Origin of the sequence: Nocardia sp. NPDC005366 (assembly GCF_040606855.1) — a bacterium.
Taxonomy (GTDB): Bacteria; Actinomycetota; Actinomycetes; order Mycobacteriales; family Mycobacteriaceae; genus Nocardia.
Map to the genome: position 1 here is coordinate 62,744 of NZ_JBEXFQ010000032.1, position 25,472 is coordinate 88,215.

At 67.1% G+C, this 25,472-nt stretch carries 19 protein-coding genes; 11 read left to right on the forward strand and 8 right to left on the reverse strand.

From position 1 onward, the window contains the following. The first annotated feature begins 148 nt into the window (after positions 1-148). A complete protein-coding gene (locus ABZS43_RS29190; RefSeq protein WP_355039189.1) occupies positions 149-1,129 on the forward strand; it encodes a PfkB family carbohydrate kinase in 981 nt (326 codons plus the stop codon). A 35-nt stretch (positions 1,130-1,164) separates the two neighbouring features. Beyond that, the gene (locus ABZS43_RS29195; protein WP_355039190.1) at positions 1,165-1,656 is read left to right on the forward strand and encodes a GNAT family N-acetyltransferase; all 492 of its coding nucleotides are present in this window, start codon (positions 1,165-1,167) and stop codon (positions 1,654-1,656) included. A gap of 61 nt (positions 1,657-1,717) precedes the next feature. Here ABZS43_RS29195 and ABZS43_RS29200 read toward each other — a convergent pair whose 3' ends face one another. The 4 genes from ABZS43_RS29200 to ABZS43_RS29215 form a co-directional block, all read right to left on the reverse strand. Then, positions 1,718-3,145, reverse strand: a complete 1,428-nt coding sequence (locus tag ABZS43_RS29200; RefSeq protein ID WP_355039191.1) for a serine hydrolase domain-containing protein — start codon at positions 3,143-3,145, stop codon at positions 1,718-1,720. 43 nt (positions 3,146-3,188) lie between these two features. Next, the gene (locus tag ABZS43_RS29205; protein WP_355039192.1) at positions 3,189-4,808 is read right to left on the reverse strand and encodes an ABC transporter permease; all 1,620 of its coding nucleotides are present in this window, start codon (positions 4,806-4,808) and stop codon (positions 3,189-3,191) included. Next, the gene (locus ABZS43_RS29210; protein WP_355039193.1) at positions 4,805-5,713 is read right to left on the reverse strand and encodes an ABC transporter ATP-binding protein; all 909 of its coding nucleotides are present in this window, start codon (positions 5,711-5,713) and stop codon (positions 4,805-4,807) included. The genes ABZS43_RS29205 and ABZS43_RS29210 overlap by 4 nt, the downstream gene beginning before the upstream one ends. 114 nt (positions 5,714-5,827) lie before the next feature. Continuing rightward, the gene (locus ABZS43_RS29215) at positions 5,828-8,548 is read right to left on the reverse strand and encodes a cation-transporting P-type ATPase (protein ID WP_355039194.1); all 2,721 of its coding nucleotides are present in this window, start codon (positions 8,546-8,548) and stop codon (positions 5,828-5,830) included. Between the two features lie 178 nt (positions 8,549-8,726). Between ABZS43_RS29215 and ABZS43_RS29220 the strand changes: the two genes are divergently transcribed. Next, positions 8,727-9,731: a hypothetical protein gene (locus ABZS43_RS29220; RefSeq protein WP_355039195.1), complete on the forward strand. Its 1,005-nt coding sequence runs from the start codon at positions 8,727-8,729 to the stop codon at positions 9,729-9,731. A 140-nt stretch (positions 9,732-9,871) separates the two neighbouring features. After that, positions 9,872-10,426, forward strand: a complete 555-nt coding sequence (locus ABZS43_RS29225) for a flavodoxin domain-containing protein (protein WP_355039196.1) — start codon at positions 9,872-9,874, stop codon at positions 10,424-10,426. Between the two features lie 40 nt (positions 10,427-10,466). Here the strand turns inward: ABZS43_RS29225 and ABZS43_RS29230 are convergent, their stop codons facing one another. The 4 genes from ABZS43_RS29230 to ABZS43_RS29245 all read right to left on the reverse strand — a co-directional run bounded on the left by ABZS43_RS29230 (position 10,467) and on the right by ABZS43_RS29245 (position 14,801). Further along, positions 10,467-11,441 (reverse strand): NAD(P)H nitroreductase, encoded by a 975-nt coding sequence (locus ABZS43_RS29230; RefSeq protein ID WP_355039197.1) that lies wholly within the window; start codon positions 11,439-11,441, stop codon positions 10,467-10,469. Then, positions 11,438-12,352 (reverse strand): universal stress protein, encoded by a 915-nt coding sequence (locus ABZS43_RS29235; protein WP_355039198.1) that lies wholly within the window; start codon positions 12,350-12,352, stop codon positions 11,438-11,440. Before ABZS43_RS29235 ends, ABZS43_RS29230 begins: the two co-directional genes overlap by 4 nt. A 290-nt stretch (positions 12,353-12,642) precedes the next feature. After that, positions 12,643-13,629, reverse strand: a complete 987-nt coding sequence (locus ABZS43_RS29240) for an NAD(P)H nitroreductase (RefSeq protein WP_355039199.1) — start codon at positions 13,627-13,629, stop codon at positions 12,643-12,645. Positions 13,630-13,802: 173 nt separating this feature from the next. Further along, on the reverse strand, positions 13,803-14,801 hold the full coding sequence (locus ABZS43_RS29245) for a zinc-binding alcohol dehydrogenase family protein (protein WP_355039200.1): 999 nt from the start codon (positions 14,799-14,801) through the stop codon (positions 13,803-13,805). Between the two features lie 85 nt (positions 14,802-14,886). Between ABZS43_RS29245 and ABZS43_RS29250 the strand changes: the two genes are divergently transcribed. From ABZS43_RS29250 to ABZS43_RS29280, 7 genes are all read left to right on the forward strand, one after another. Then, on the forward strand, positions 14,887-15,852 hold the full coding sequence (locus ABZS43_RS29250; protein WP_355039201.1) for a hypothetical protein: 966 nt from the start codon (positions 14,887-14,889) through the stop codon (positions 15,850-15,852). Between the two features lie 132 nt (positions 15,853-15,984). Then, on the forward strand, positions 15,985-16,740 hold the full coding sequence (locus ABZS43_RS29255) for an SDR family oxidoreductase (RefSeq protein ID WP_355039202.1): 756 nt from the start codon (positions 15,985-15,987) through the stop codon (positions 16,738-16,740). Then, positions 16,737-18,287, forward strand: coding sequence for an AAA family ATPase (locus tag ABZS43_RS29260; protein WP_355039203.1), 1,551 nt, complete (start codon positions 16,737-16,739; stop codon positions 18,285-18,287). Before ABZS43_RS29255 ends, ABZS43_RS29260 begins: the two co-directional genes overlap by 4 nt. 31 nt (positions 18,288-18,318) lie before the next feature. Next, a complete protein-coding gene (locus tag ABZS43_RS29265) occupies positions 18,319-18,966 on the forward strand; it encodes a response regulator transcription factor (RefSeq protein ID WP_355039204.1) in 648 nt (215 codons plus the stop codon). Positions 18,967-19,011: 45 nt separating this feature from the next. Beyond that, the gene (locus ABZS43_RS29270) at positions 19,012-20,766 is read left to right on the forward strand and encodes a GAF domain-containing protein (protein ID WP_355039205.1); all 1,755 of its coding nucleotides are present in this window, start codon (positions 19,012-19,014) and stop codon (positions 20,764-20,766) included. Positions 20,767-20,918: 152 nt separating this feature from the next. After that, positions 20,919-24,176, forward strand: a complete 3,258-nt coding sequence (locus ABZS43_RS29275; protein ID WP_355039206.1) for a beta-phosphoglucomutase family hydrolase — start codon at positions 20,919-20,921, stop codon at positions 24,174-24,176. A 120-nt stretch (positions 24,177-24,296) separates the two neighbouring features. Continuing rightward, positions 24,297-25,238 carry a universal stress protein gene (locus ABZS43_RS29280; RefSeq protein WP_355039207.1) on the forward strand — a complete coding sequence of 314 codons (942 nt, stop codon included), beginning with the start codon at positions 24,297-24,299 and terminating at the stop codon, positions 25,236-25,238. Positions 25,239-25,472: the final 234 nt, after the last annotated feature.

Genomic DNA, 25,472 nt, shown 5'->3' on the forward strand with positions numbered 1-25,472 from the left:
GTGGGCGCGAGCCCCCGATAACGTCGGTGCCGAACTCACTCTCGATGTTCGACCAAAGGCCCGGGAACCGGGCCTTTCGGCACTGTGCCGACGGGCGCTGTTACCGCGACGCTGGAGAAGACCGACGACGCAAACGAAGGGGCGACCGGTGTCCGGAATCGAACCAGCCGAAACACCAACCGTGCTGACAGTGACTCTCAATCCCTCCGTCGACATCACCATGACGACGCCACGACTGGTCAGCGAGGGTAAGAACAGGGCCCAACCCCCGACCGTCCAAGGCGGTGGGGGCGGCATCAATGTGGCGCGCGGTATGCGCAGACTCGGCGGGTCCGCGCTCGCATTGCACACCAGCGGCCGCGAAATCGGCCGATATCTCGATCGTCTCCTCGATGACGAGGGATTACTGCACCAAAGCGTCGAGATCGATGGCGATACCAGAACGGCCTTCGTCGTCGCCGAAGAGTGGACCGGGCACAGCTACCACGTGGTGCCGCCGGGGCCGGAACTCACCGAAGCCGACCAACACCGTTTCCTGGACGCTGTTGTCACCGCGGCGCCGCGCTTCCCCTACGTCGTCATCACCGGCAGCGCGACCCTGCGGCTGCGCGACGATTTCTGCGCCGAGATCGTCCGCGCGGTCAACGGAACGGGCGCCAAGGTCCTGCTCGACATCGCCGCACCGCAGTTGCACAAGGTCCTCACGAACGAGGTATTCCTGATCCGTCTCGACCGGGATACGGCCCAGACGCTGATCGGCAGGCCGATCGAGACATTCGACGACGCGCGCGCCACCAACGACTACCTCCTCGACGCCGGGGCCACCGGGCACGCCATCACGACGGTCGGCGCGCTCGGCGCGATATATTCCACGCCCGAGGCCCACTACGAACTCCCCGCCCCCGCGCTTGCTTCGGGGGCACGCAGTGACGCCTGCGCGGGCGACAGCCTGTTGGCCGCGTTGACCTATCGACTGACCCGGGGCGACACCTGCGCGCAGGCCTGCGCCTACGGAGTCGCGGCCGCCGCCGCGACGGTGGCGCTGCCCGGCACGCAGATGTTCGCACGCGATGACGTCGAGACACTGCACGCCGCGGTGCGCCCGTCACGGACCGTCCTTCGCACCTGATCGGCGCCCGCGTTCCCATCGAAAGGACTACGACGATGACCGCCGACGCCGCGGCCCCGCACTCCGGCCACGTCGCCATCCGACAATTGAGCCCCGGTGACACCGAGGCGATACTGGACCTGCATGCCGCGATGGACCGCCAAGACAGCGTCTACCGATTCCTCACCCCGCCGGTCCCGAAGGACTTGCCGGCCGTCGCCGCCGCCATCTCCCGCGACGACCCCGCCCACGGGGCGGTCGGCGCCTTCGTCGATGATCGACTCGCCGGGGTCGCGAACTTCGTGGCGCTGGACGGGACCGAATCAGCGGAGGTGGCGCTGGTCGTCGCTCGCGACCAGCAAGAACACGGCATCGGCACCGAATTGCTCCACCACCTCGCACGGCTTGCTCGCGAACGCGGCATCCAACGCTTCGTCGCCGATGTCATGCCCACCAACTCCAAGATGATGCGCCTGCTCATCGACGCGGACTTCCCCATCCTCGCGCACAAGCAGGACGGGCTCGCCCGGATCAGCGCGCAACTCTGAGCCCCCACCCTGCGTGGGTCCGCCTATCCCGGCGCATCGGGACCGGGGCCGTCACTGCCGATCACCGCGAGCGCCTGCGAGCGGTGATCGGCATCACGTCCATATGCATTGCGGTAGCACCGGACAGCGGTGACCGAGTGAAGACGACACGTAAGGTGCCGAGACCGTATTCGGTCAGATCGATGCGGAACGCCAACGGATCGTGGGGATCGTCGGGATGCAGCGCCAGCCCCCGGTAGAGGCCGGGTACCGGAGTCAGCACCCGCAGCACGAGTCGCCCGTGGTGAACCTGAACCCGGATTCCCGCGCCGACCATCGCCTTGGCGCGAACGTCGCTGAGCCGCCCCGGCACCCGGTAGTCACCGCAGAGCTGGCCCCAGAGCGCGGGATGCTGAGCGACGTCGGTGCGGATCTCCTCGTCGGCGACACCGAGCAGTCCACGCATCAGGCTCGAGGTCTCCGCGGGCAACCAGAGCATTGCGCGATGCGCGCCGTTGGTGAACGCCATCACCCCCACCTTGTCGTCGGGGGCTACCCAGATCTGGGAATCGAATCCGGTGAGGATGCCCTGGTGCTCGATGACGCGGTGACCGCCCATCTCGGCGCGGAAGAATCCCAGCCCCATTCCCGGAATTCGCGGATCGGGCTGATACTGCGGCTCGAACATCGTCGCGAGTGTGTCCGCGGCCAGGACAGTTCCGAATTCGTTCGCTCCGCCGTTCATGAGCGCGGCCAGGTAACGCCCCATATCGCGGACCGTCGAATAGGCCGAGGCGGCGCCCGCGGTGACCATCTCCCGCAGCGGAACCGGACGCGGGCCGTTGCGGCGATAGGTGTACCCGGTCGCCAGCCGCGCGTGCGGGTAGCTCAACGACGACATGGTGGTGTCATGCATCCCCAACGGCTCGAAGACGTGCTCGTGGAGATACTTCGCCAGCGTCACCCCGCTCACGTCCTCGACTATCTGGCCGAGCGTGGCGAAGCCGTGGTTGGAGTAGGTCCACCGCGTCCCCGGCTCGGCCTGGAGCGCCAGCGCGCCACGGTAGTACTCGGCCAAGGACGGGATCGTCGCGCCCGGCGCGACGCTCTCTCCGAAATCCGGGAATACGAGTTTGGCGGGGTGTACGGTCTCGCCGACCCCCGCGGTGTGGGTGAGCAACTGCCGCAGCGTCGGGGAACGGAAATCGGGACGCTCGGGGGCGAGGCGATAGGCGCGCAGGTACCCCTGCGCGGGGGCATCGAGATCGACCGCGCCGCGTTCGCACAACTGCATGATCGCGATGGCGGTGAAAGTCTTGGTGATCGAGGCCACCCGGAACACGGTGTCCTCGCTGACCGGACGCCCCGTGGCGACGTTCGAAAGCCCGTGCAGTGTCAGAGAATCCACACGCCCGTCACGTACGACACCGATCGCGGCGCCGACCATCGGGCGCCGCCCGATCAACTCCGCGATCCTGGCCTGCACATCTGTTCGATCGACTTCGGTCACGATTGCTCCATTCCTCGAGTCGTTCATCTCGGCGCCGCCCCGGTCAATAGCCGATGTCACGGCGGCGGAAGCCAGCGAACCCGGCGACCGACACCGCCACGGCGACGCCGATGAGACCGAGAATCGTTGCGGCGTTGGCCTCTTCGAGGGGGACGCGAGGGGTGTGCTCGAACGGAGATCCGACGGCGAACCAGTCGGGAAGGTCGAAGGAGTCCGCGAAGAGCAGCGCCACCGCGCAGTAGGCGAAACCCGCCCAGGCGACGACAGCCGCGAGCCGTGGGAGTACGCCGAATCCGAGGACCGCCACCGCGATCGTCACCCCGAGGGCGGGCCAGTAGGCCGCCGACGCCACGGCCATCCGCGTCGCCTGGCTCGCGTCCCGCACTGTCAGGCCGTAGGTCAGCCCCGCGCCGAACCCGCCCGCGACGGCGACCGCCGCGCTACCGAGCAGGGCGACAGTCACATGACCGGCAAGCCACCGTGTACGGCTCACCGGTGCGGCCAGAACGAGTTCGGTATGTCCCGCGATCTCCTCGCCTCGGGCCCGCAGTACCGCGGTGATGCCGAAAGCGGCCGCGAGCAGACTGGTCATCGAAAGTGTCAGTGCCAGATAGGAATTCACCGCATCGGCGGCGCCGCCGGGGAGGAACGCCGCCAATTCCGGGTTATCGGCCAGATAGTCGGCGATACTTTCGGCGAACGACCCATAGGCCGCGCCGAGTCCGAGCACGCCGAGGATCCAGCCAGCGAAGGACCCGCGCTGCAAGCGCCACGCCAACCCGAGCGGCGATGCCAGCGCGAACGACGCCGTTGCCCGCCCCGTTCCGTACGACAGCAGACCGGCGCCGAAATCTCGACGCTCGAGTAGCGCGAAGGCGGCACCGATCAGTGCGACACTCGCGACGGCGAACAACGCCACCGGCCACCACCGATCGACCACATACGGATAGGTGCGCTGCCCCCACCCGAACGGCGAAGCCCAGGAAGCGGTACCGCTGCCGACATCGCCGAGTGCTCGCAACACGTAGGCGAGCGCGAGGGCCGAGGTGACCGCGCCGTACACACTGCGTGGATTCTCGAATATCTGCGCGGCCAGCGTGGTCGCCGCCGCGAATGTCGCTCCGATACCGGCTATCCCGACACCGGTCAGTACCGAGCCCTCGACCGGCAGCCCGGTTCCCACCGCGGTGAGGGTCAGCACCACGCCGACACCGAGGTCGGCGACCGCCGCGAGGGCGAGCGCGGCCAGCGCGGGCGCTCGCCGACCCACCTTCGCCGAGCGGATCAACTCGTCGCGTCCGGCTTCCTCGTCCGAGCGGGTGTGCCGACCGATGAGGAACATGTTCATGAGCGCGACAACGATCGCCAGGTAGGCGAATACCTCGAACAGCACTTCGCCGCCGATGGTGTCCAGCAATCGGGTCGGCCCACCCAGCGCCACGGCCGCCGCGTTCGCGCCCATCATCTCGCGGAGCCCGGCGAGGTCGGCCGGGGTGTCGTAGAAACGCTGGCTGCTCACGGACTGCATGGCCAGCAGCAGGGCGGCGCCGAGAAGCCAGCACGGCAGGGTGAACCGTTCCCGGCGCAGCGCGAAGCGCAACAACACACCCGCGCCGGCGGCGCTCGTCATGGCACGCCGAGGCGACAACGTGGAGACGCTCACCGCGCCACCTCGGCCGGGTCGGGACCGTAATGCCGCAGGAAGATATCCTCCAGCGTCGGCGGGGTGCTGGTGATACTTCGCACCCCGGCCTCGGCCAGCACCCGCAGCACGGCATCCAGATGCTGGTCCTCGACGTCGAACCGGGCTCGAAGACCGTCCGTGATCACGTCGTGGACGCCCGCGATGGTGTCCAGCGGCGGCGTCGGCCGCTCGGTCTCGACGGTCACCGCGGTGCGGGTCAGATGGCGCAATTCGGTGAGTGTGCCGCTCTCGACGGTACGTCCGTGCCGGATGATGCTCACCCGGTCGCACAGCGCCTCGACCTCGGCCAGGATGTGACTCGAGAGCAGAACCGTCCGGCCGAGCGCGGTCGCTTCCCGGACACACTGCTGGAATTCGGCCTCCTTGAGCGGATCCAGCCCTACCGTCGGCTCATCGAGCAGTAACAACTCGGCCTCCGAGGCCAGCGCCGCGACCAGTGCGACCTTCTGCCTGTTCCCCTTCGAGTACGCGCGCGCCTTCTTGTGCGGATCCAAATCGAAACGCTCCAGCATCTCGGCACGCCTGCGCCGGTCGATCCCACCGCGCAACTTCCCCATCAGATCGATCACCTCGCCTCCGGTGATGCCTGGCCACAATGTCACCTCACCGGGGACGTAGGCGAGGCGACCGTGCAGCGCGACGGCGTCTCGCCAGGGATCACCGCCGAGTAGCCGTACCGTGCCCGCGTCGGCGCGCAGCAGACCGAGCAGAATCCTGATGGTCGTGGTCTTCCCGGCTCCGTTCGGTCCCAGAAAGCCGTGCACCTCACCGGTCTGCACCGACAGGTCGAGGCCCTCGAGCGCGACGGCGCGGCCGAAGGACTTGGTCAACCCGGTTATCGATATCGCGAGCTCAGCAGCCATGCCGTCCATCCTCACCGCGCCCTGTGTCCGTCGTCAGAGGCGAACGTCACGGTATGAAGACCTATTCGGCCCTGCCACGTGTCGAACCAGCTGGACGGACGGCTCCGGCGCTCATCACTCACCGCGCGGGATCACGGTGAGGTTGCTCGACGTTCCGGCCGTCACATTAGCGGAACTTCGCGGATCGAGTCGGCGCGCGAAGGGTTTCCGCCGTCGGCGCTGTCGGTACCGCAGCCATTCATCGACGGCCCACACGATCACCGGGAAGGGGGCGAGGAGCAGCAGCATCCACGGCGACAGCGCCGCGGTGCCGAAGATCGTCTGTAACGGCGGCAGGTAGACGAGCGCGAACGCGAAGACGATCTCGAATACGCAGCCGCCCAACAACAGTCGGTTGGACGTGAAGCCGATCGATCGCAGCGACGCGTACTCGGTGCGCGCGGCGAACGCGGTGCCGAGCTGGCATGCGACGATGCCGACGAAGGTGACCGTGGTTGCCTGTAGATACGCGTGATGCAGCGGCGAGCCCGCGCCGACGTCAGCACCGGGATGCCAACCCGCGTGCACGAGAACCGTGAAGTAGCCCGCCATCACAAGCACGGCAGAGACCACACCGAGAACCCCCCAGGCGCGCAACAACAATCGACCGGTGATGACACCTTCGGACCGCGGACGAGGTGGTTTGCTCATCACCCCTGGTTCGGCGGTCTCGCGGCCGAGGGCCAGCGCGGGAAGGGTCTCGGTACCGAGATCGATCGCCAGGATCTGCAGCACTGTCAATGGCAGCGGTATCGCGCCACCCGACAGCGCGAACAACAGGAACGGCACGACTTCCGGCACCGCGTGCGCGAAGATGTACAGCACGAACTTGCGAACATTGTCGAAGACCCGGCGCCCCTCCTCGATCCCGACCGCGATGGTGGCGAAGTTGTCGTCGGTCAGGACGAGGGTGGCCGCCTCCCTCGCCACGTCGGTCCCGCTCTGGCCCATCGCGACTCCGATATCGGCGCGACGCAGAGCAGGCGCGTCATTGACGCCGTCGCCGGTCATCGCCACCACCTCGCCGTTGTGGCGCAGTGCGTCGGCGATCCTCAGCTTCACCTCGGGGGTCGCACGGGAGAAGACGATCTCACCGGGCAGGGCCAGTAGCGCGTCCAACTGCTCATCCGACATCGCCTCGACCTCGAGGCCGTCGAACACCCGATCGACGGCGATCCCGACTCGGCGCGCGATCTCGGCCGTGGTCCCCCCGTTGTCGCCGCTGATGACATGGACGCGGATCCCGGCTCGGTGCACCGCGGTGACCGCCGCGGCGACTTCCGGGCGAGGCGGGTCGAGTAGCGCGACCAAGCCGATGAAGACGAGATCGCGCTCGACCTGTTCCCGATCGGCGGGTGCGGGCCCCTCCCATTCTCGCCGCGCGACCGCCAGCACCCGAAGCCCCCGCTCCGCCAGGGCCTCGACCTGCGTCCTGGCCTGCTCGACGGTGGCGAAATCCCCATCCTGGGAGTCACTACAGCGGGGCAGCACCGCTTCCGGCGCGCCTTTGACATGCACAACGAGTCCGCCGTCGATCTCATCGATGGTCGACATCAACCGGATCTGCGGATCGAACGGATACAGCCCGCGACGGGCCGCATGACGTCGTGCGGCCGGGATCGCCGCGCCGACCGACTCGGCATATCGGAGCAAGGCGACCTCCATCGGATCCCCCGACTCCTGCTCGCCGAGTTCCGCGGTGGCGCACCACGCGAGGGCTTCGGCCATGGCGGGGTGCGCCGACGTCGTCGTCACCACGCTCATCTTGTTCACCGTCAGCGTGCCGGTCTTGTCGGTGCAGATCACCGTCGTCGAGCCCAGCGTCTCCACCGCCGACAGCCGCCGCACGACCGCGCCGCGCCGGGCCATGGCCCGTACCCCCGCGGCCAGTGCCAGGGTGATCGTCGGAAGCAGCCCCTCGGGCACGTTGGCCACCAGCAAACCGATCGCGAAAAGGAAGGCCGACGACAACGACAATCCGGCCATGAGACCCAGCGGCAGAAAGGCCGCCCCCACACCGACCGCGACCGCCGCGATCAACCAGGCCACCCGCCTGACCTGCCGCTCGAGCGGGCTCGGTTCCTGCCTGACATGCTGGGACAGTGCCGCGATGCGGCCGAGTTCGGTATGCACGCCGGTGCTGTGCACGACGGCCAGCGCCGTTCCCCCGGTGCACAATGTGCCACTGAAGGCGAGTGCGGGCGAATCCACGGATCGGTCGGCGCGATCGGTCGCCGTAGAACTGCGCGTGACCGGCGTCGACTCCCCCGTCAACGCCGACATGTCCACCCGTACCGCTCCATCGAGCAGGCGCGCGTCCGCGGGTATCCGCTCTCCTTCCTCGATGATCAGCACATCACCACGCACGAGCTGGGAAACCGATATTCGACTGTGCCGACCGCCGCGGACCACCATCACCTGCTGCGGGAGGAACCGCCCGAGCGCCGCGACCGCGTGCTCGGCTTGGTTTTCCTGCCAGAACGCCAGCATCGCGTTGAGCACGACGACCACCACGACCGCGATGCCGAGCACGACCGCGCCGGAGAGGAAGGCCAGAAAGGCCGCCGCCCACAGCAGCATCGCCAGGGGATGCACGAACTGGCGTCCCAACGCGGTCCACCATCGGCCCGCCGATCGCTGCGGTAGTTCGTTCGGGCCGTACAACTCCAGGCGTCTGGCCGCTTCCCGCTCGGACAGTCCATCGGGTGTGGTCCGCAGATCTCTCATCAGCGCCGAAACCGGTTCGCGCGGATCGATCCCGGTCGGCTCGGTCTCACTGGCGTGTTCGAGGCTCACCGTCCCACTATCGCCGGAGAGTTCGACGATCGCTGTGTGCGGAAGTCCTCGATACTGGACCGGAAGTCACCGACGACGATCGCCGGAGTCGCCTCGACCGGAACCTCGTGACCAAGGTCCCCACAGCACGGGCGCAATTCCCGTAGTCGCCTGCCCATCACGTCATCACACTCGGTTCATGACCAACAGCAACATCTCCACCATGCCCGATCATTCGACGGTGCTCGCGGCGATGCGATTGGCCGGCCGCGCACCGTCTGTGCACAACACACAACCGTGGCGGTTGGTTCTCGACGGCCCGACCCTTCGGTTGTATCGCGACGACCGTCGAATGCTCGACGTAGCCGATCCCTCCGGCAGACAACTCCTGATCAGTTGCGGCGCCATGCTGCACCATGTGCGCACCGCGTTCGCCGCCACCGGGTGGCACACCGATACCATCCGGATGCCCGATCCGGCCCACCCGGAATGGCTCGCCACCATCGAATTCCGGCCGTGGACCGATCCGCCATCGGGGGTGCTCGCCCGCGCCGAGGCCATCGCTCGCCGACGCACCGACCGGCTGCCCATGCGAGAACCCGATCAATGGGATCAACTGCTGCACAACTTACGGATGCTGGTATCTCCCCACGAGGTCGTACTGGACGTCCTCGACGAATCCGTACGACCGCGATTGGCGACCGCCTCCGAGCACACTGCGGCCATCCAACGGTACGACATGCAATACCAGTCCGAATTACACTGGTGGATAGGACATTCCAGGCCGACAGAGGGAGTCCCGCGTGAGCTGCTGGCCTCCGAGCGTGAAGCGCGCAATACCCCGATCGGCCGCACCTTGCCCGCCGGGAACAACGTCCCGAGGCGTGCGGACATCGATGATCGCGCCCGGCTGATCGTACTCAGCACCCACGGCGATTCGACGCTGGAATGGCTCTGCGTCGGCGAGGCGCTGTCCGCGGTGCTGCTCGAATGTGCCGCCATGGGTGCGGCCACGTGCGCACTGACCCACCTCACCGAGCTGCCCGCCGCCCGTCGGCTTCTCACCGGACTGATCGGCCATCAGGTCACCCCGCAAGTTGTCATCCGGATAGGAGCGGACGACGATGGACCCGAGTCGCCGATGACTTCGCGCCGCCCGGTCACGGAGTTCTTGACCATAGGCGCCCAACCGCAGTCGCACTGAAGACACGAGGTCGTCGTCACAGGCCCTCGCGGCAATCGATCCGGCAACTGCCCGACACGCGTCGGGCAGGGCCGTTCGTCCCTGTCGCACAGGCCCGATGACTCTGACCCGCTGCCGCACCGAACGGAAGGCTCGAGTACATGGAATCGAAGAAGACTCGTATCGCTGTCGTCTACGCGACCGCTCAGGGATCCACACGGGAGATCGCCGAATACATCGCCGAGGGATTCACCACGCGGGGCGCGGAGGTGGAGCTGGCCGATGTCGATCACGCGCCCGAGCTGACGCGCTTCGACGCCGTGGTCCTCGGCAGCGCGATACACGACATGAGCCTGTTGCTGCCGGCCGTCGACTACGTGCGAAATAATCGGGCCGCGCTGGCCGACACCGCCGTCTGGTTGTTCAGCGTGGGTCTCGGTCCCGCCCTGCGCGGGCCCATCGGCCGCGTCATCGGCCGGACCGTGCCGCCGAAGATCGCGGCGGTGCGCGACTCGATCTCACCGCGCGAATACCGAGCCTTCGCGGGCCATTACGAACGTGTGGGGGTCTCGTTGAAGGCCCGCGTCCTCTACCGGTTGATGGGTGGCGGCCGCTACGGCGACCTGCGCGACTGGGCAGCGATCAGTGGCTGGACCGCCGCGATCGCCGACGAACTCGGCCTCCCTCGAACCGGCGCCGCGATCGTCCACCCCTGAACCGATCGGGTCCGACCACCGGCCGGACCCGTCGCACGCCCTACTCCAGTGGCCGCACCATATCCTCCAGGGGTCGCCTCGGGGTCGCCGGCACGCGGGCGGCACTGGTGGCCGCCCACCCCACACGGACGATGAGTTGCGGAAAACCACTGTCGGACAAGACATCCGTGCGCACGAGCGCACGCGTCCCCGGCAGTTCCAGTGGTTCGGTCAACGGACAGGTCGCCAATCCGAATACCGTGGCCGACAACAACACGGCACTGGTGGCCTCCCCCGCCCGCAACCGCGACATCTCGTCGTCGGAACCGGTATGCACCAGCAGCAACCTGCCGTGCACGTCGAGGTCACGCAATATCCCCTCGGTCAGCGTCGACCCATGGAACTCACGTGTCAACGGATCATCGGCCAGCACGGCGTTGCGGGCGGGCACCCCCTCGATATCGGCATGGCGGCCACTCCACCGAGCCAACTCCGACTGGTACCCGTCATCGGTCCGATGCTCGGCCGAAGCGGCACGGAAAGCCTCCACGAGACGAATACGAGTACCTCCCCCGGGGATCTCACTGACCATCGCCCCTTCCGCGACACCCGCGGCGACCAGGGTGGTGACGAATGCCTCCGGCACCTCCCACGAGGTGGGCTGGCGGCGATCGGTACGCCGCTCATCGATCGCGCGCGCCATCGCGACCACATCCGCGGTCGGCGTAACCGGTACGAACTCGACCGCCGCCAGATGTTTCGGGTCGTCAGGGTTCGGGAAACGGTGCACCACGGTGTTCCAGCCGAACGAGCGAGCGGCCACCCGGAAGTGATGAAGCGCGGCCCCGCAACTGAGGAGCAGTTCCCGGTGGTCCGGATCGGTATGGGGCAGGCCGCGCTCGTCGTCCACGTACAGATGCACGGTCCGGTCGCCGACGCGCCACTGCCACGGTTGCGTGTTGTGCACCGAGGGAGCGCGCACAGCCAGGGCCAGCGCGGCACGCACGGTGTCGGAGTCGGGATGTCTATTGCTCATGATTCCTGCCTGCCTGCGGAGGTGTCGCGCACGATGATCATGGGGCACTCGACCGAGTGCAGAAGGGTATTGCTGGTCGAACCGAGCATCATGGACGCGAATCCGCCACGGCCGTGGCTGCCGACGACAACCAGTTGCGCGTTGCTCGATTCGTCGAGCAACGCGCGGGCGGGCCGATCGCACATGACGACGCGGCGTACCGCGACATCCGGGTAACGCTCCTGATAGCCCGCGAGTTGCTCGGCGAGCAGCACATGCTCCGATTCGCGGATCGAATCCCAACCGGGCACCGGAAGATCGAGCGCGGTCGCATCACTCCACGTGTGCAGCGCGGTCAGACCGACCTTGCGCAAAGACGCCTCGGCGAAAGCCAGTTCGATCGCCCGCGTGCTGTTCGCGCTGCCATCGACACCCACCAGCACCGGTCTGACCTTCCATTCCTCGGTCTGGCCCGCGGCATCGTGGATCACCGCGACCGGGCACTGCGCGTGCCGCGTGATGGCGGTGCTGACCGACCCGAGCAACCCCCGTTGGAACGCTCCGACACCCCGGCTCCCGACCACCAACATGGACGCCGACTTCGAGCGCTCGATCAACAGCGCTATCACTTCTTCGAATATCACCTCGGTGCTGATCTGCAACTCCTCGCCGGGCGCCGCCTCGGCGGCGATCCTGGCGGCCTCGTTCACGATCCGCTCGCCGTCACGAGTCAACCACTCGATATCCGCCTCCGACAGTGACAATCCCGGGCCGAATCCGTCGGGAAGTCCCACCGCGGTGAGGATGTGCAAGGGCCACCGACGCATGGCCGCCGTCGAGGCCGCCCACGCCGCCGCCTGATACGCACTCGCCGAAGCGTCGACGGCTACCACCAGTCGCGGACCGGGGGCTGGACCAGAATTGTCGGCCATCATCATGCCTTTCGTCGTAGTCGATACCCTCGATGCCGAGCATCCCCCGCCGCGGTGCGGCAGGGTCAGAGACGAAAGTCCCGCCACCGATGGGCCTGTGGCACAACTTGGCGTCACCGAGGCGAGCCGCAGTCGCACAGCCTGACTCGATCCGGTCCGAACAGTCGGAAACCGAGCATGCCGTATCGGGTTTTCGCCTGCCGCCGTCCACCACCTACGACGGCGACTTCGGCACTTGCCACGGTATCAAGGCCGTCCTCGGACTGCCCGACGCCAGCGACGACTCCCCCCTAGTACGTTGAGGTTCCACATACCGGGGGAACCGCGGCCTCGAGTACCTCCGAGATCGGACGCCTCGGCACGGCGGGCAACGTGGCGGTGTCGTTGGGCCACCCGACGCGGATGACAGCCTGTGGATAGGAGACATCGGCCAGCACCCCGGTCCGGATTCTGCGCCGCAAGTCGGGGACCTCGAGAGGTTCGGTCAGCAGACAGGTCGACAACCCGATATTCGTAGCGGTCAACAGCACCGCGCTCACCGCCTCCCCCGCACGCAAGCGGGACAGCCGATCGTCACCGGCCGTGCCGACGACGAGCAACTCCGCGTAATCGGGTTCCCGTGAGGTATCCACCAGACGCGGGGTAGCGAAGACACGGTTCGGGATGCCTTGCCCCGCACGTCGATGCGGAGCGCTCGCCGCCGGAACACCGTCCGCGCTGTCGTGCCTGCCGCTCCATTCGGCGAGTTCGAGTCGGTAGTAGCTGTCGCCCGCATGTCGGCGGGCGGCCTCATACATCGTCTCCACCAGCACCCGACGGGGTTCGTAGGCAGCCTGGAGCACCGTGGCGCCATTGGCCGCGGCGCGCTCGGTCACCAATCCGAGGTAACCGCGCGGTATGGGCTGGGAACTGAAATGCCTTCGATCGGTCCGGCGGTGGGTGATCGCGGCGCCGAGCGCCGCGTCGGTCGGCGTCGGCCGATGACGAACCAGTTCGATCGTGGCGAGGTGGTCGGGTCTATCCGGATCCGGTAGACGATCCACGACCGCCGACCATCCCAGCGAGGCGAATGCGATGCGCGCGTGATGTAACACCGCTCCGCAGCTCACCAGGAGATCGCGCTGATCGGGATCGGCGGCGTCCAGCGAACGCGCCGGATCCAGGTAGAGGCGAATGCCGCGGTCGGCGATGCGGAACCGCCACGGCTGGGTGTTGTGCACCGACGGCGCCCGCACCGCGAGCGCGAGCGCTGCTTCGATGAGTCGTTCATCGGGCATTCCGTATCGCATTGTCCCTGATCCGTCCTGGTCGTCATCGGTAGTTCTCACGCTGCCACCGGTGACCGATCCCGCATAAGGGCAGGATGTCCCCAGGTCGTGGGACCTCCGCCGTCACCTGTCCGAGGACGCTGAAGCGGCGATCCGCCACGCCGTGGCGCGCGGAATCCCGCTCATGGGACCAGTACCGCGGCGCCGTCGAATCTGCCGTGGACCAGATCGCTCAACGCGCGATCAGCGTGCTCCAGCGCGTACCGATGCGTCGAAACACGCAGCGGATGACGCTGCGCGAAATCGAGGAACTGCCTGGCCTGTTCCCGCGTATTGGACGTGACGCTGCGAATCTGTTTCTCGCGGAACAGATGTCGCTGATAGTTCAAGGGCGGGACATCTGTCAGATGGATACCGGCCAGCGCCAGCGTGCCACCCGCGTCCAGCGCTTCCAGCGCGGGGAGCACGAGTTCACCGGCCGGCGCGAACAGTATCGCCGAGTCCAGCGGCTCCGGCGGCGGATCCGCCGGGCCCTGCGCGGAGTGCGCCCCGAGCGCGAGAGCGAGTTCGCGGGCCGCGCTCCCGCGAGTCATCACATGCACGCGAGCGTTGCGGGCCAGCGCTACCTGCGCGGTGAGGTGCGCACTCCCGCCGAAACCGTAGATGCCGAGCACCCCGCCCTCCGGCACCTCGGCGCGCAGCAGAGCGTGATAGCCGATGATGCCCGCGCACAGCAGCGGGGCCACCTGCTCGTCGCCGTAGCCGGACGGCAATCGGAGCGCGAAATCGGCCGACACCGTAGCGTATTCGGCATAGCCGCCGTCGGCGTCCCACCCGGTGTATCGCGAATTCGGGCAGAGATTCTCGGCACCGCGAAGGCAGTACCTGCACGACCCGCAGGTATAGCGGAGCCAGGGAATCCCTATCCGATCGCCCACCGCGAAGTCCGCCCGACCGTCCGGTACGGCGACCACCTCACCCACGATCTCGTGGCCGGGCACCACCGACCGCCGATGGACGGCGAGATCGCCCTCCACCACGTGCAGGTCGGTCCGGCACACACCACACGCCAGCACGCGCACCAGCAGCTCGTCACCCGACGGCTCCGGCTCGCTCATCGCATCCATCACCATCGGGGACGTGTCGACCGGACCCGGTTTCCGAACTCGCCATGCGCGCATGTCCACACTGTGGCATGCCGGGTTCGTCACCGCAGGTTCCGCCACTCGCTCTACGCTGGCATCGGAAGACAGACAAGGAGGCGTGATGGACGTTCTCGCTCCCGACGAGGCCACGGTGCGCACGGTGGTGGAACGCGCGAGCCGCGCGCCCTCCTTGCACAACAGCCAGCCGTGGCGCTGGCGCTGGAACGGCGTCCGGCTGGCCTTGACCGTCGACGCCGAACGACTGCTCCCCTCCACCGATGCCTTCAACCGGCAGGGCATCATCGGCTGCGGCGCCGCGCTGGATCACGCGGTGACCGCGTGGACCGCGGCAGGGTGGCGACCGCGAGTCGAGCGCTTCCCGCAACCGACCGACCGGACTCACCTGGCGTCACTGGAGTTCAGCGGTCCCACCCCCGTGCTGGACAGCGATGTGGAACTCGCCGCCGCGATCGATGACCGCTACACCGACCGCGCGCCGTACGCGCCCGCCGAGCCGTGGCCCGACCTCGTACCGGTCCTGGAAGAACTCTGCCGACACCACGACACGCGGATGCTGGCGATCGATGACGAGACGCGCGAGACGCTCGGCCGAATCTCGTGGAGCGCCTCGGCGCTGCGCCGTCGCGATCCCTACTACCAGGCCGAGCTCACCTGGTGGCTCGGCGCGGCGGGCCCCGACGCCGGTGTCCCGGCCTCGGCTCTGCCGCCGCGCGAAGACCACCTCCGAGTACCGACCAACCGCGAATTTCTCGCGGGCACAGCGAGTCCGGGACCGGAGGAGCGGGACCAGGCGCGCATCATCGCGCTCGGCAGCCGCGACGACACGATCGAATCGTTGTCGGCCTGTGGTGAGGCATTGTCAGCGGTCCTGTTGGAATGCACCGTCTACGACCTGTCGACCTGTGTGATGAGCCATCTCACCGAATTGCCCGCCATCCGCGCGAGGGTCATCGAGGCGATCGGTGAACCCCATCCCCAGATTTTCGTCCGTGTCGGGCGCGCCACCGCCCCGGGTCCACCGCGCACACCACGCCGCCCGATCGATGAGGTCCTCGTCAGCGGATAGAGCGCGAACCATGCCACGTACACTCGGGGATGACGAACCGAAAGGCCCTGATGATCGGGGACTTTCGGCCATCACCACAGTGATCGCCGTCCACCATTGTTGAGGGATCGACTACCCAAGGAGTTGGTCACCATGCCCGATCTTCGTGGCCGCAGCGTGATCGTGACGGGGGGTGCGCGCGGTATCGGCGCGGCCATCGCGCGAACGCTCGTCGACGCCGGAGCCGGCGTCATCGTCGCCGATCTGCTCGATCAGGCCGGTAAAGCCACCGCCGAGACGCTGGGCTCGCGAGCGATGTTCTGCCATCTCGATGTCACCGACGAAGACCAGTGGCGGCTGGTTCTCGATGAGGCCGAGGCGACGTTCGGGCCATTGGCCGTCCTTGTCAACAATGCCGGGATCGTCGATTTCGGGGGCATCGAATCGGAAGCACCCGCGATGTTCCGGCACGTGCTCGACGTCAATCTCGTAGGCCCCTGGCTCGGCATGCACCACGCAGCGCCGCGTCTGCGTGCCGCGGGCGACGGTGTCATCGTCAACGTCTCCTCGACCGCGGGGCTGATCGGCTACTCGGGCATCGCCGGCTATGTGGCGAGCAAGTGGGGTCTGCGTGGACTGACCAAGGCCGCCGCCCTCGAACTCGGGGACGCGGGCGTGCGCGTCTGTTCGGTTCATCCCGGCCCGATCCGCACACCCATGACCGCCGACCTCGATCCGAATATGGCCGCCGGACAGCCGCTGGCACGTTTCGGCGAGCCCGAGGAGGTCGCCGACATGGTGCGGTTCATCGTCGAACAGGCGACGTATTCGACGGGATCGGAATTCGTGCTCGACGGCGGCTCCACCGTCGGCCTCACGGTGGCCGGACCCGCTACCGACGCCTCGTGAACGTGGTCGGCTCCACCCCCGCGCGGATCCACGAGACGCATACCGGAATCGTGACCCTGTGCGGCGAGCGCGCCTTCAAAGTGAAGAAACCCATCGCGACCGACTTCCTCGACTTCAGCACCCAGGAACTCCGCGAACGGGCCTGCGCGCGCGAACTCGAACTCAACCGGCGGATTGCGCCGGATGTCTACCTCGGGATCGCGCACCTGGTCGACCCGACCTCGGCGTCGTCGGAGCCGGTACTCGTGATGCGGCGGATGCCGGAGGACCGCCGACTGTCCAACCTCGTGAACGAACCGGCCTGGGACAGCTCGCGATTGTCGTCGCTGGTGCACATGCTCGCGCGATTTCACGACGACGCCCGTCGCGGCCCCGACATCGACGCCGAGGGCACGCCCGCCGCACTGCGCGACCGGTGGCTGTCCCTCCTACGCCCGCTGGCGGACCAGTCGGCCGAACTCGTCGACCGGAGCCGACTCGCCAGGATCGAGCACCTGGCGCTTCGCTTCCTCGAAGGACGTGCTCCGCTGTTCGCGCAGCGCATCGCCGACGGCGAGATCGTCGACGGTCACGGCGACCTGCTCAGTCAGGACATCTTCGACCTGCCCGACGGATTCCGGGTTCTGGACTGTCTCGATTTCGACGACCGGCTGCGGTTCGTCGACCGTCTCGACGACATCGCCTTCCTCGCCATGGACCTCGAATTCCTGGGGCACCCCGACCTCGGCGCCGCGCTGCTCGCGGAATATCGCCGAACCACCGGGGACTCGGCCCCCGTCGCCTTGACCGATCACTTCATCGCCTATCGCGCACTCGTCCGAGCGAAAGTCGACCTGATTCGACACAGTCAGGGCGATGACACCGCGCTCGACCGCGCCCGGCGGCATCTGGCCATCACCGAGCAGCATGTGGAGAGCGCGGCGATTCGCCTGGTCCTGATCGGAGGTCTACCCGGCACCGGCAAATCGACCGCCGCCACCGAACTGGCAGCGGCCACCGGGGCCGTCGTGCTCTCCAGCGATCACCTCCGCCGAGAATTGCTCGCCAACCATGAAATAGCCGGGGACGCAGGTTCGTTCGGCACCGGTCTGTACTCCGCCGCGAGCAAGAGCCACGTCTACCGCGAATTGCGCGCCAGAGCACGCGCACTGCTCGGGTCGGGCCGCTCGGTGATCCTCGACGCCAGTTGGACCGACGAGACCGAGCGTCGTCACGCTCGCGAACTCGCCGACGCCGTCAGCGCGGAGCTGATCGCGCTGGAATGCGTCTGTCCTCGCGAGATCGCCGAGGCGAGAATCGGCGCACGCCACAATACCGATTCCGACGCCACCGCCGAGATCGCGGCGGCCATCGCCGCGACCGGGACCTCGTGGCCCGACGCGGTGCGCTTGGATACCGCCCGCCCACTCGAGCGCACGGTCGCCGATGCGATGCGGGCCTGGCTGCTCGGTGCACAATGTAATACGACAGTTTCGTCGGTTCGGTCCGCGGACGCCACAACCGGTGTCGACGCCGCACCCGGTGAAATCGCTCCCGCCATGGGATAGCCATGAGCGGACCCAGCGAGGAGGAGGCGCCATGATTTCGGTGTTCTTGGTTGACGATCACGAGATAGTCCGTCGCGGGGTGGGTGAGCTGATCACCGCGGAGCCCGATCTCGAGGTGATCGGCGAGGCCGCCGGCTACTCCCACGCGCTGGCGAGGATCCCCGCGCTACGCCCCGACGTCGTCGTCCTCGATATTCGCCTGCCCGACGGCAACGGCATCGAACTGTGCCGCGAGCTGCTGTCCGCGAATCCGGATCTGAAATGCCTCATGCTCACCTCGTTCACCGACGAACAGGCGATGCTGAACGCCATCCTCGCCGGTGCCAGCGGCTATGTCGTCAAGGACATCACCAGCCTCGAACTCATCGACGCGATCCGTGAGGTCGGTGCGGGAAGATCCCTGCTCGACAACCGCGCCGCCGCGGCGTTGATGGCGAAACTGCGCGCTGAGGCCGAGAGCGACAAGGGCCCCCTCGCGACGCTGACCCAGCAGGAACGCACACTGCTCTCGCTGCTGGGCGAGGGATTGACCAACCGGCAGATCGCGACCCGGATGTTCCTGGCGGAGAAGACGGTCAAGAACTATGTCTCACGCTTGCTGACCAAACTCGGGGTCGAGCGACGGACGCAGGCGGCGGTGCTGGCCTCGAAGTTGGATCGCCCCGACCAGCAATCTTGACGATGGCTATACCTCACCCGCGCCCGATACTTCTATAGTGATCTTATGCCGGACACGGAGGACCAGCGGTCTGGTTCGAGATCGAACGGCCGGATCGCGGTCACCGAGACACTGTCGCAACTGCGACTGCACGAATTGCTCCTCGAAGTACAGGACAGGATCGCGCAGATAGTCGATGTCCGCGACCGGATGGATCGACTGATCGAAGCCATGCTCGTCGTCACCGCCGGGCTGGATCTCGACAACACGCTGCGCGCCATCGTGCACGCCGCTATCGAACTGGTCGACGCGGGCTACGGCGCACTCGGGGTCCGTGACACCGAGGTCGGAAGCCAGCAACTCGCCGAGTTCGTCTACGAAGGCATCGATGACCGCACCCGGGTCATGATCGGCGATCTGCCACGCGGCCACGGCGTTCTCGGCGTCCTGATCGAACGGCCCGAACCCATCCGCCTCACCAATCTCTCGGACCACCCGTCCTCGGTCGGCTTCCCCCCGCACCACCCTCCCATGCACACTTTCCTCGGCGTTCCGGTCCAGGTTCGCGACGAGGTGTTCGGCAATCTCTACCTGACCGAGAAGGCCGGTGGTCAGGAGTTCACCGATGACGACGAGGTGGTCGTTCAGGCGTTGGCCGCCGCCGCGGGTATCGCCATCGAGAATGCCCGCCTCTACGAGCAGGGTCGCGTTCGGCAACACTGGCTGGAGGCGACCAGGGACGTCGCCACCGAACTCCTCGGCAACGGCGAGTCCGGCGACGTCCTCGAGGTCGTCGTCGAACGCACATTGGCCTTGACCGAATCTGCCGTGACCTTCGTGGCAAGACCGGAGGACCCCGACATCCCGGCCGAGGACACCACCGAACTCATCGTGGTCGCCGCGGCGGGCACTCGGTCGGGCACTCTGGTCGAAACCCGTATACCCGTGGAGAGTTCGCACTCCGGCGAGGTCTTCCGAACCGGGCGGATGGTGTCGGTCGAGAAGCTGGCCTTCAACCCGTTCGATGATTCCACCGAGGAATTCGGTCCGGCGCTGATCCTGCCGCTGCGCGCCGGTAACTCCGTGATCGGAGTGCTCACCGCGCTGCGCCCGGTGGGCGCGCCATCTCTGGAGATCGCGGCACAGCAGATGATGGGCGTCATCGCCGATCAGGCGGCACTGGCCCTGCGCCTGGCCGACACCCAGGCACGCATGCGGGAACTCGACGTCCTGTCCGACCGCGATCGCATCGCGCGAGATCTGCACGACCACGTGATCCAACGTCTGTTCACGGTCGGGTTGTCCCTACAGGGAACCGCGCAGCGGACCAAATCACCTGAACTGAAATCCCGTCTGACGGCGACCATCGAAGACGTCCAGACGATCGTCCAAGATATCCGGCACTCGATCTTCGACCTGCACAGCAACAACGCCGCCGATTCGGCGAACTACCGCAAACATCTGCACGGCATCGTCGTGGACACCACCGCCGACTCCGGCCTGCGCACCACCGTGCGACTAGCCGGTCCCGTCACGGCGCTGTCACCCCCGTTATCCGACGATGTCGAGGCCGTCCTGCGCGAAGCCATCAGCAATGTGGTCCGTCACGCGCACGCGACCACCCTGGCGGTCGAACTGCGCGTCCGTGACGACGTCACCATCGAAATCACCGACAACGGCACAGGGATCAGCGAAATCGACACGCGCCGAAGCGGATTGGCCAACCTCGCGGCACGCGCCGAAAACGCGGGCGGAAGTTTCGGCATCGGACCGAATCCGAGCGGAGGCACCATCCTGCGCTGGGCCGCGCCGCTGCCCTGACAGGTCGGCACGCTTTCCCCTCCGCGCTGCGCGTCGGCCGCGTACCGGATCACTGTCGCGCGGACCAACTCCTCCCGGCAGGGGGCGTTGGTCGATGGCGGCCGGGTACAACGGCACTTGCTCTCGGCGCCTTCGGCACCGATGATCGGTATGTGCCGCAATCGCAGCTCGACGCCGAGACACCTCCGTCATCGGCACGCGGAGACCTCACCAGACTCGATGACGCACCGGCCCGGACCGGACGCACCGCCAACGACTACGGTGCGGTAATCTTCGACCTCGACGGCGTCGTCACCGACACCGCTCGACTGCACGCCATCGCGTGGAAAGCACTGTTCGATCCCGTGCTCTCGGATTCAGCGAACGCGGACACCGAGCCGTTCGACGCCGTTGACGACTACCGTCGCTGGGTCGACGGCCGCCCCAGGGAAGACGGTGTGCGGTCCTTTCTCCGCTCCCGGGGAATTCACCTACCGGAGGGCGCTCCCGACGATCCACCGGATCGGATGACAGTGGCGGGACTCGCCGCCCGCAAACAGCAGATCTTCGCCGCCGAACTGGCCAGCGCCGGCGTGCAGGTCTTCCCCGACGCGGCTCGCCTGCTGCGCGAACTGCGCGCCGCGCATGTGCCGACGGCGCTGGTGACCGCCAGCCGTAACGGGGCAGAAATCCTCGACGCGGCGGGAATCTCGGAGATGTTCACGGCGCGGGTCGACGGCACCGAAGCCCAGCGAATGTCGCTCGCGGGCAAACCCAACCCCGCGACGTTCCTCGAAGCGGCCCGACGGCTGGAGATCGAACCCATCGACGCCGTGGTCATCGAAGACGCGTCCGCCGGAGTGTCGGCCGCGTCGAAGGGCGGATTCGGACTGGTCGTCGGTGTGGACCGCGACGGAGCGGGAGCCCAGTTGGCGGAAGCGGGGGCGGATGTCGTCGTCACCGACCTCGGAGCTATCGGGCTCGCCGACTCGGCCCCGGTCTCCGACCACCCGGACCTCCGATGGTGCGGCGGAGCGGCGCCGATCCAACCCGGCGGCTGGAACCTCACCTACGACCACTGGGATCCCTCGCGCGAAGGCACCCGAGAAGCGTTGTGCACGATGGGAAACGGATACTGGGCCACCCGCGCGGCACACCCCGGTACCACCGCCGACGCGATCCACTATCCGGGAACCTATATCGCCGGAATCTACAACCGATGCACCACCGTCATCAAGGGTTGGCCCACCGAAACCGAACATATGGTCAACGCACCGGACTGGACATTCCTGAGTGTCCGATTGGACGACGGCACCGAACTGCGCCCCGGAATCCCCGAAATGCTCAGCCACCGCCAGAATCTGGACCTACGCACCGGGACGCTGACACGAGTCGACCGATACAAGGACGAGGCGGGCCGAGCGACCACGATCACCACGCGGCAGTTCCATTCGATGGCCGAGTTCCACCTCGCTGCCATCCAACTCACCATCGAAGCCGAGAACTGGAGCGGGCCGGTCACAGTCACCTCGATGACCAACGCCGATGTCGCCAATCGCAACGCGATAGCCGACCGCGATATCGCGTACCGGCATCTCCTGCCCGGCCGACACGAATTCTTCGACCAGTGGACCGTACTGCACGAATCCACCACAGATCAGTCACGTATCGATATCGCCGTCGCCACGAGGACCTCACCCGGCGGCCCCTGCGTGCGGCACCGGAGAATCAGCAGAACAGACAGTCCGGGAATCGAATTCACCTTCACCGTGCAGACCGGCACGGCGCGGACGATCGAAAAGGTCGCGGCCTTGACGACAAGCCGGGACCGCGGCATATCGACTGCCGCGCTCGACGCCGCCGAACGCATCGCGGACGCACCCGGTTTCGCCGCACTCCGTGCCGAACACATTCGGGCGTGGACCAGGTTGTGGCGGCGGTTCGGCATCGTTCTCGGTGACGGGAAGCGCCACCGAATGGCCTTGAACCTGCACGTCTTCCACGTCCTGCAGACCACGACCGCGGCGGGCCCCGACGCCGACATCGGACTGCCCGCTCGCGGCCTGCACGGCGAGGCCTATCGCGGTCACATCTTCTGGGACGAACTATTCGTCTACCCGATGCTGACCCTGCGCAGTCCCGGCCTGACGCGCGCGTTCCTGGAGTACCGATACCGTCGACTCCCCCGAGCGAAGACGGCGGCCAGACGCCTCGGCCTCGAAGGCGCCCTGTTCCCATGGCGCAGCGGCAGCGACGGGCGCGAGGAAACCCCCACCCGACTGCTCAACACCCGCACCGGCAGCTGGATGCCGGACAATTCCCACCAACAGCGCCACGTCGGACTTGCCATCGCCTACATCGTCTGGCAGTACTACCAGTCGACCGCCGACCTCGCGTTCCTCATGGAATCCGGCGCCGAGATGGTCATCGAGATCGCCAGACTGTTCGCGAGCATGGCCGTCCACGACCCCGGCGACGACCGATTCGACATCGACGGCGTCATGGGTCCGGACGAATACCACGACGGATATCCCGACTCCCCCGGCTCCGGAGTGCGCAACAACGCGTATACGAATGTCCTGACGGCGTGGGTGCTCGCCCGCGCCGGTGACGTCGTCGATATCATCGCGGGCCACGACAACGAGTCACTGCACGAGAGGCTCGCACTGCGGCCCGACGAGCCCGAGCACTGGGACCGAATCAGCAGACGATTGCGAGTGCCGTTCCACGAGGACGGGATCATCAGTCAATTCGAGGGTTACGAAGCACTCGATGAATTCGACTGGGAGTCCTACCGCGCGAAATACGGCAACATCGGACGTCTCGACCTCATCCTGCACTCCGAAGGCGACAGCACCAATCGCTACAAGTTGTCCAAGCAGGCCGACGTGCTGATGCTGTTCTATCTCTTCTCGGCCGAGGAATTACGCCACATCCTCGATCGTCTCGGCTATTCCCTTCCGCCCGAGGTGATCCCGCGCACGGTCGGCTACTACCTGGCTCGCACCAGTCACGGTTCGACCCTGAGCCGCCTCGCCCACTCCTGGGTGCTCGCCCGTACCGACCGAGCCATGTCCTGGGGACTGTTCTCGCAGGCGCTCGAAGCCGACCTGGACGATACCCAAGAAGGAACCACCCGTGAGGGCGTCCACATCGGCGCCATGGCAGGTACCGCGGACATGGTGCTGCGCTGCTACGGCGGAGTAGAGACACGCCGCGACACACTGTGGCTGCACCCCGTGCTGCCCGACGACCTCCCCGAGGTCGAATTCACTCTCAGCTACCGAGACCAACCGCTGACCGTTCAGGTCAGCCACTCCCGGGTGGTCGTTCGATTGCATCCGAGCACCGCCGCGCCGATCCGCGTCCACATCGAGGACGTCGAGAAAACCCTCACCTCCGGCCAACTGTGGGAGGTGCCGTTGCGCTGAGCGCGCCGACGGCACCGGGCACAAGGGCCCCGCGATCGGGGACCAACGCCCGCATTCACCCGGACACGGCCGGTTTACCGTTCGAGTCGACGCATTTCATGGAATCCGAAGGGCTCGGTCATGACCGCCAACAACAACGACAATCCGCACCAACTCGCGACCGCACCGGTCGTGGTCGGTGTCGACAGCTCCCACACCTGCGAGCCCGCGATCCGATGGGCAGCGCGCACCGCGGCACAACGTCAGCGCAGGCTGCACATCGTGCACGCCATCGACCTCGCCGCGATCCGCGGGGTACTCGGCAGCTATGACGTGATGGTGCCCGCGGTCACCGAGAATCTGCACAGCCACGGCGAGGAGATCCTCGCCGAAGCCGTGGCGACGGCAAGGAACGCAGCCCCCGATCTGACCATCGCCACCGAACTGTCCGAGGCGAACCCCACCCAACTGCTGATCGCGCTGTCGAAAAGCGCGCATATGGTCGTACTGGGGGCGCTGTCCGGCGTCGGAACACTGACACGTCTGGGATCCACCCTGCTGAAGGTCACCGCACACGCGCACGGCGCCGTCGTTGTCGTCCACAACATCGATGCCGGGAACGCACCCGAGAACAACGGCCCGGTAGTGGTCGGCGTCGACGGCAGTCCGATCGGAGAGGCCGCCATCGCCGCGGCATTCGCCGAGGCATCCGAGCGCAACGCAGAACTCGTCGCCGTGCACGCCTGGAGCGACCTCGACGTCGGGCAGTTCGCCGGCGCCTCCTACCTGGAAATCCCCATCGCCGACCTGGACGTCGCCGAGCACACCCTCCTCGCGGAGCGGCTCGCGGGTTGGCAGGAGAAGTACCCCGACGTACGGGTCACACGAAAGGTCTTCCCCACCGGACCGAGACACCATCTCGCCGAGGCGTCGGCATCGGCACAGCTGATCGTCGTCGGCAGCCGAGGACGCGGCGGCTTCCGCGGCCTGCTTCTCGGCTCGACCAGCACCTGGATCATGCAGCACGCGCAATGCCCGGTCATGATCGTCCACCCGGATCAGACCGCGCAGACCCACCCATAGGGACGTACACCGCCGACCCACTCCGGCAAACTTGAGTGGAATAGACTCAACTTTTCCGGCGTTGGACGGCGTGAATGCGGTACCGGAAACGGGGCCGGGCTCGCTCGCCGCCCGTTCCGGACAGACCGCGTAAATCGATAGGTAGGAAGGTGCTCGTGGACTCGTTCAATCCCACCACCAAGACTCAGGCGGCGTTGACTGCTGCTTTGCAGGCGGCTTCGGCTGCGGGGAATC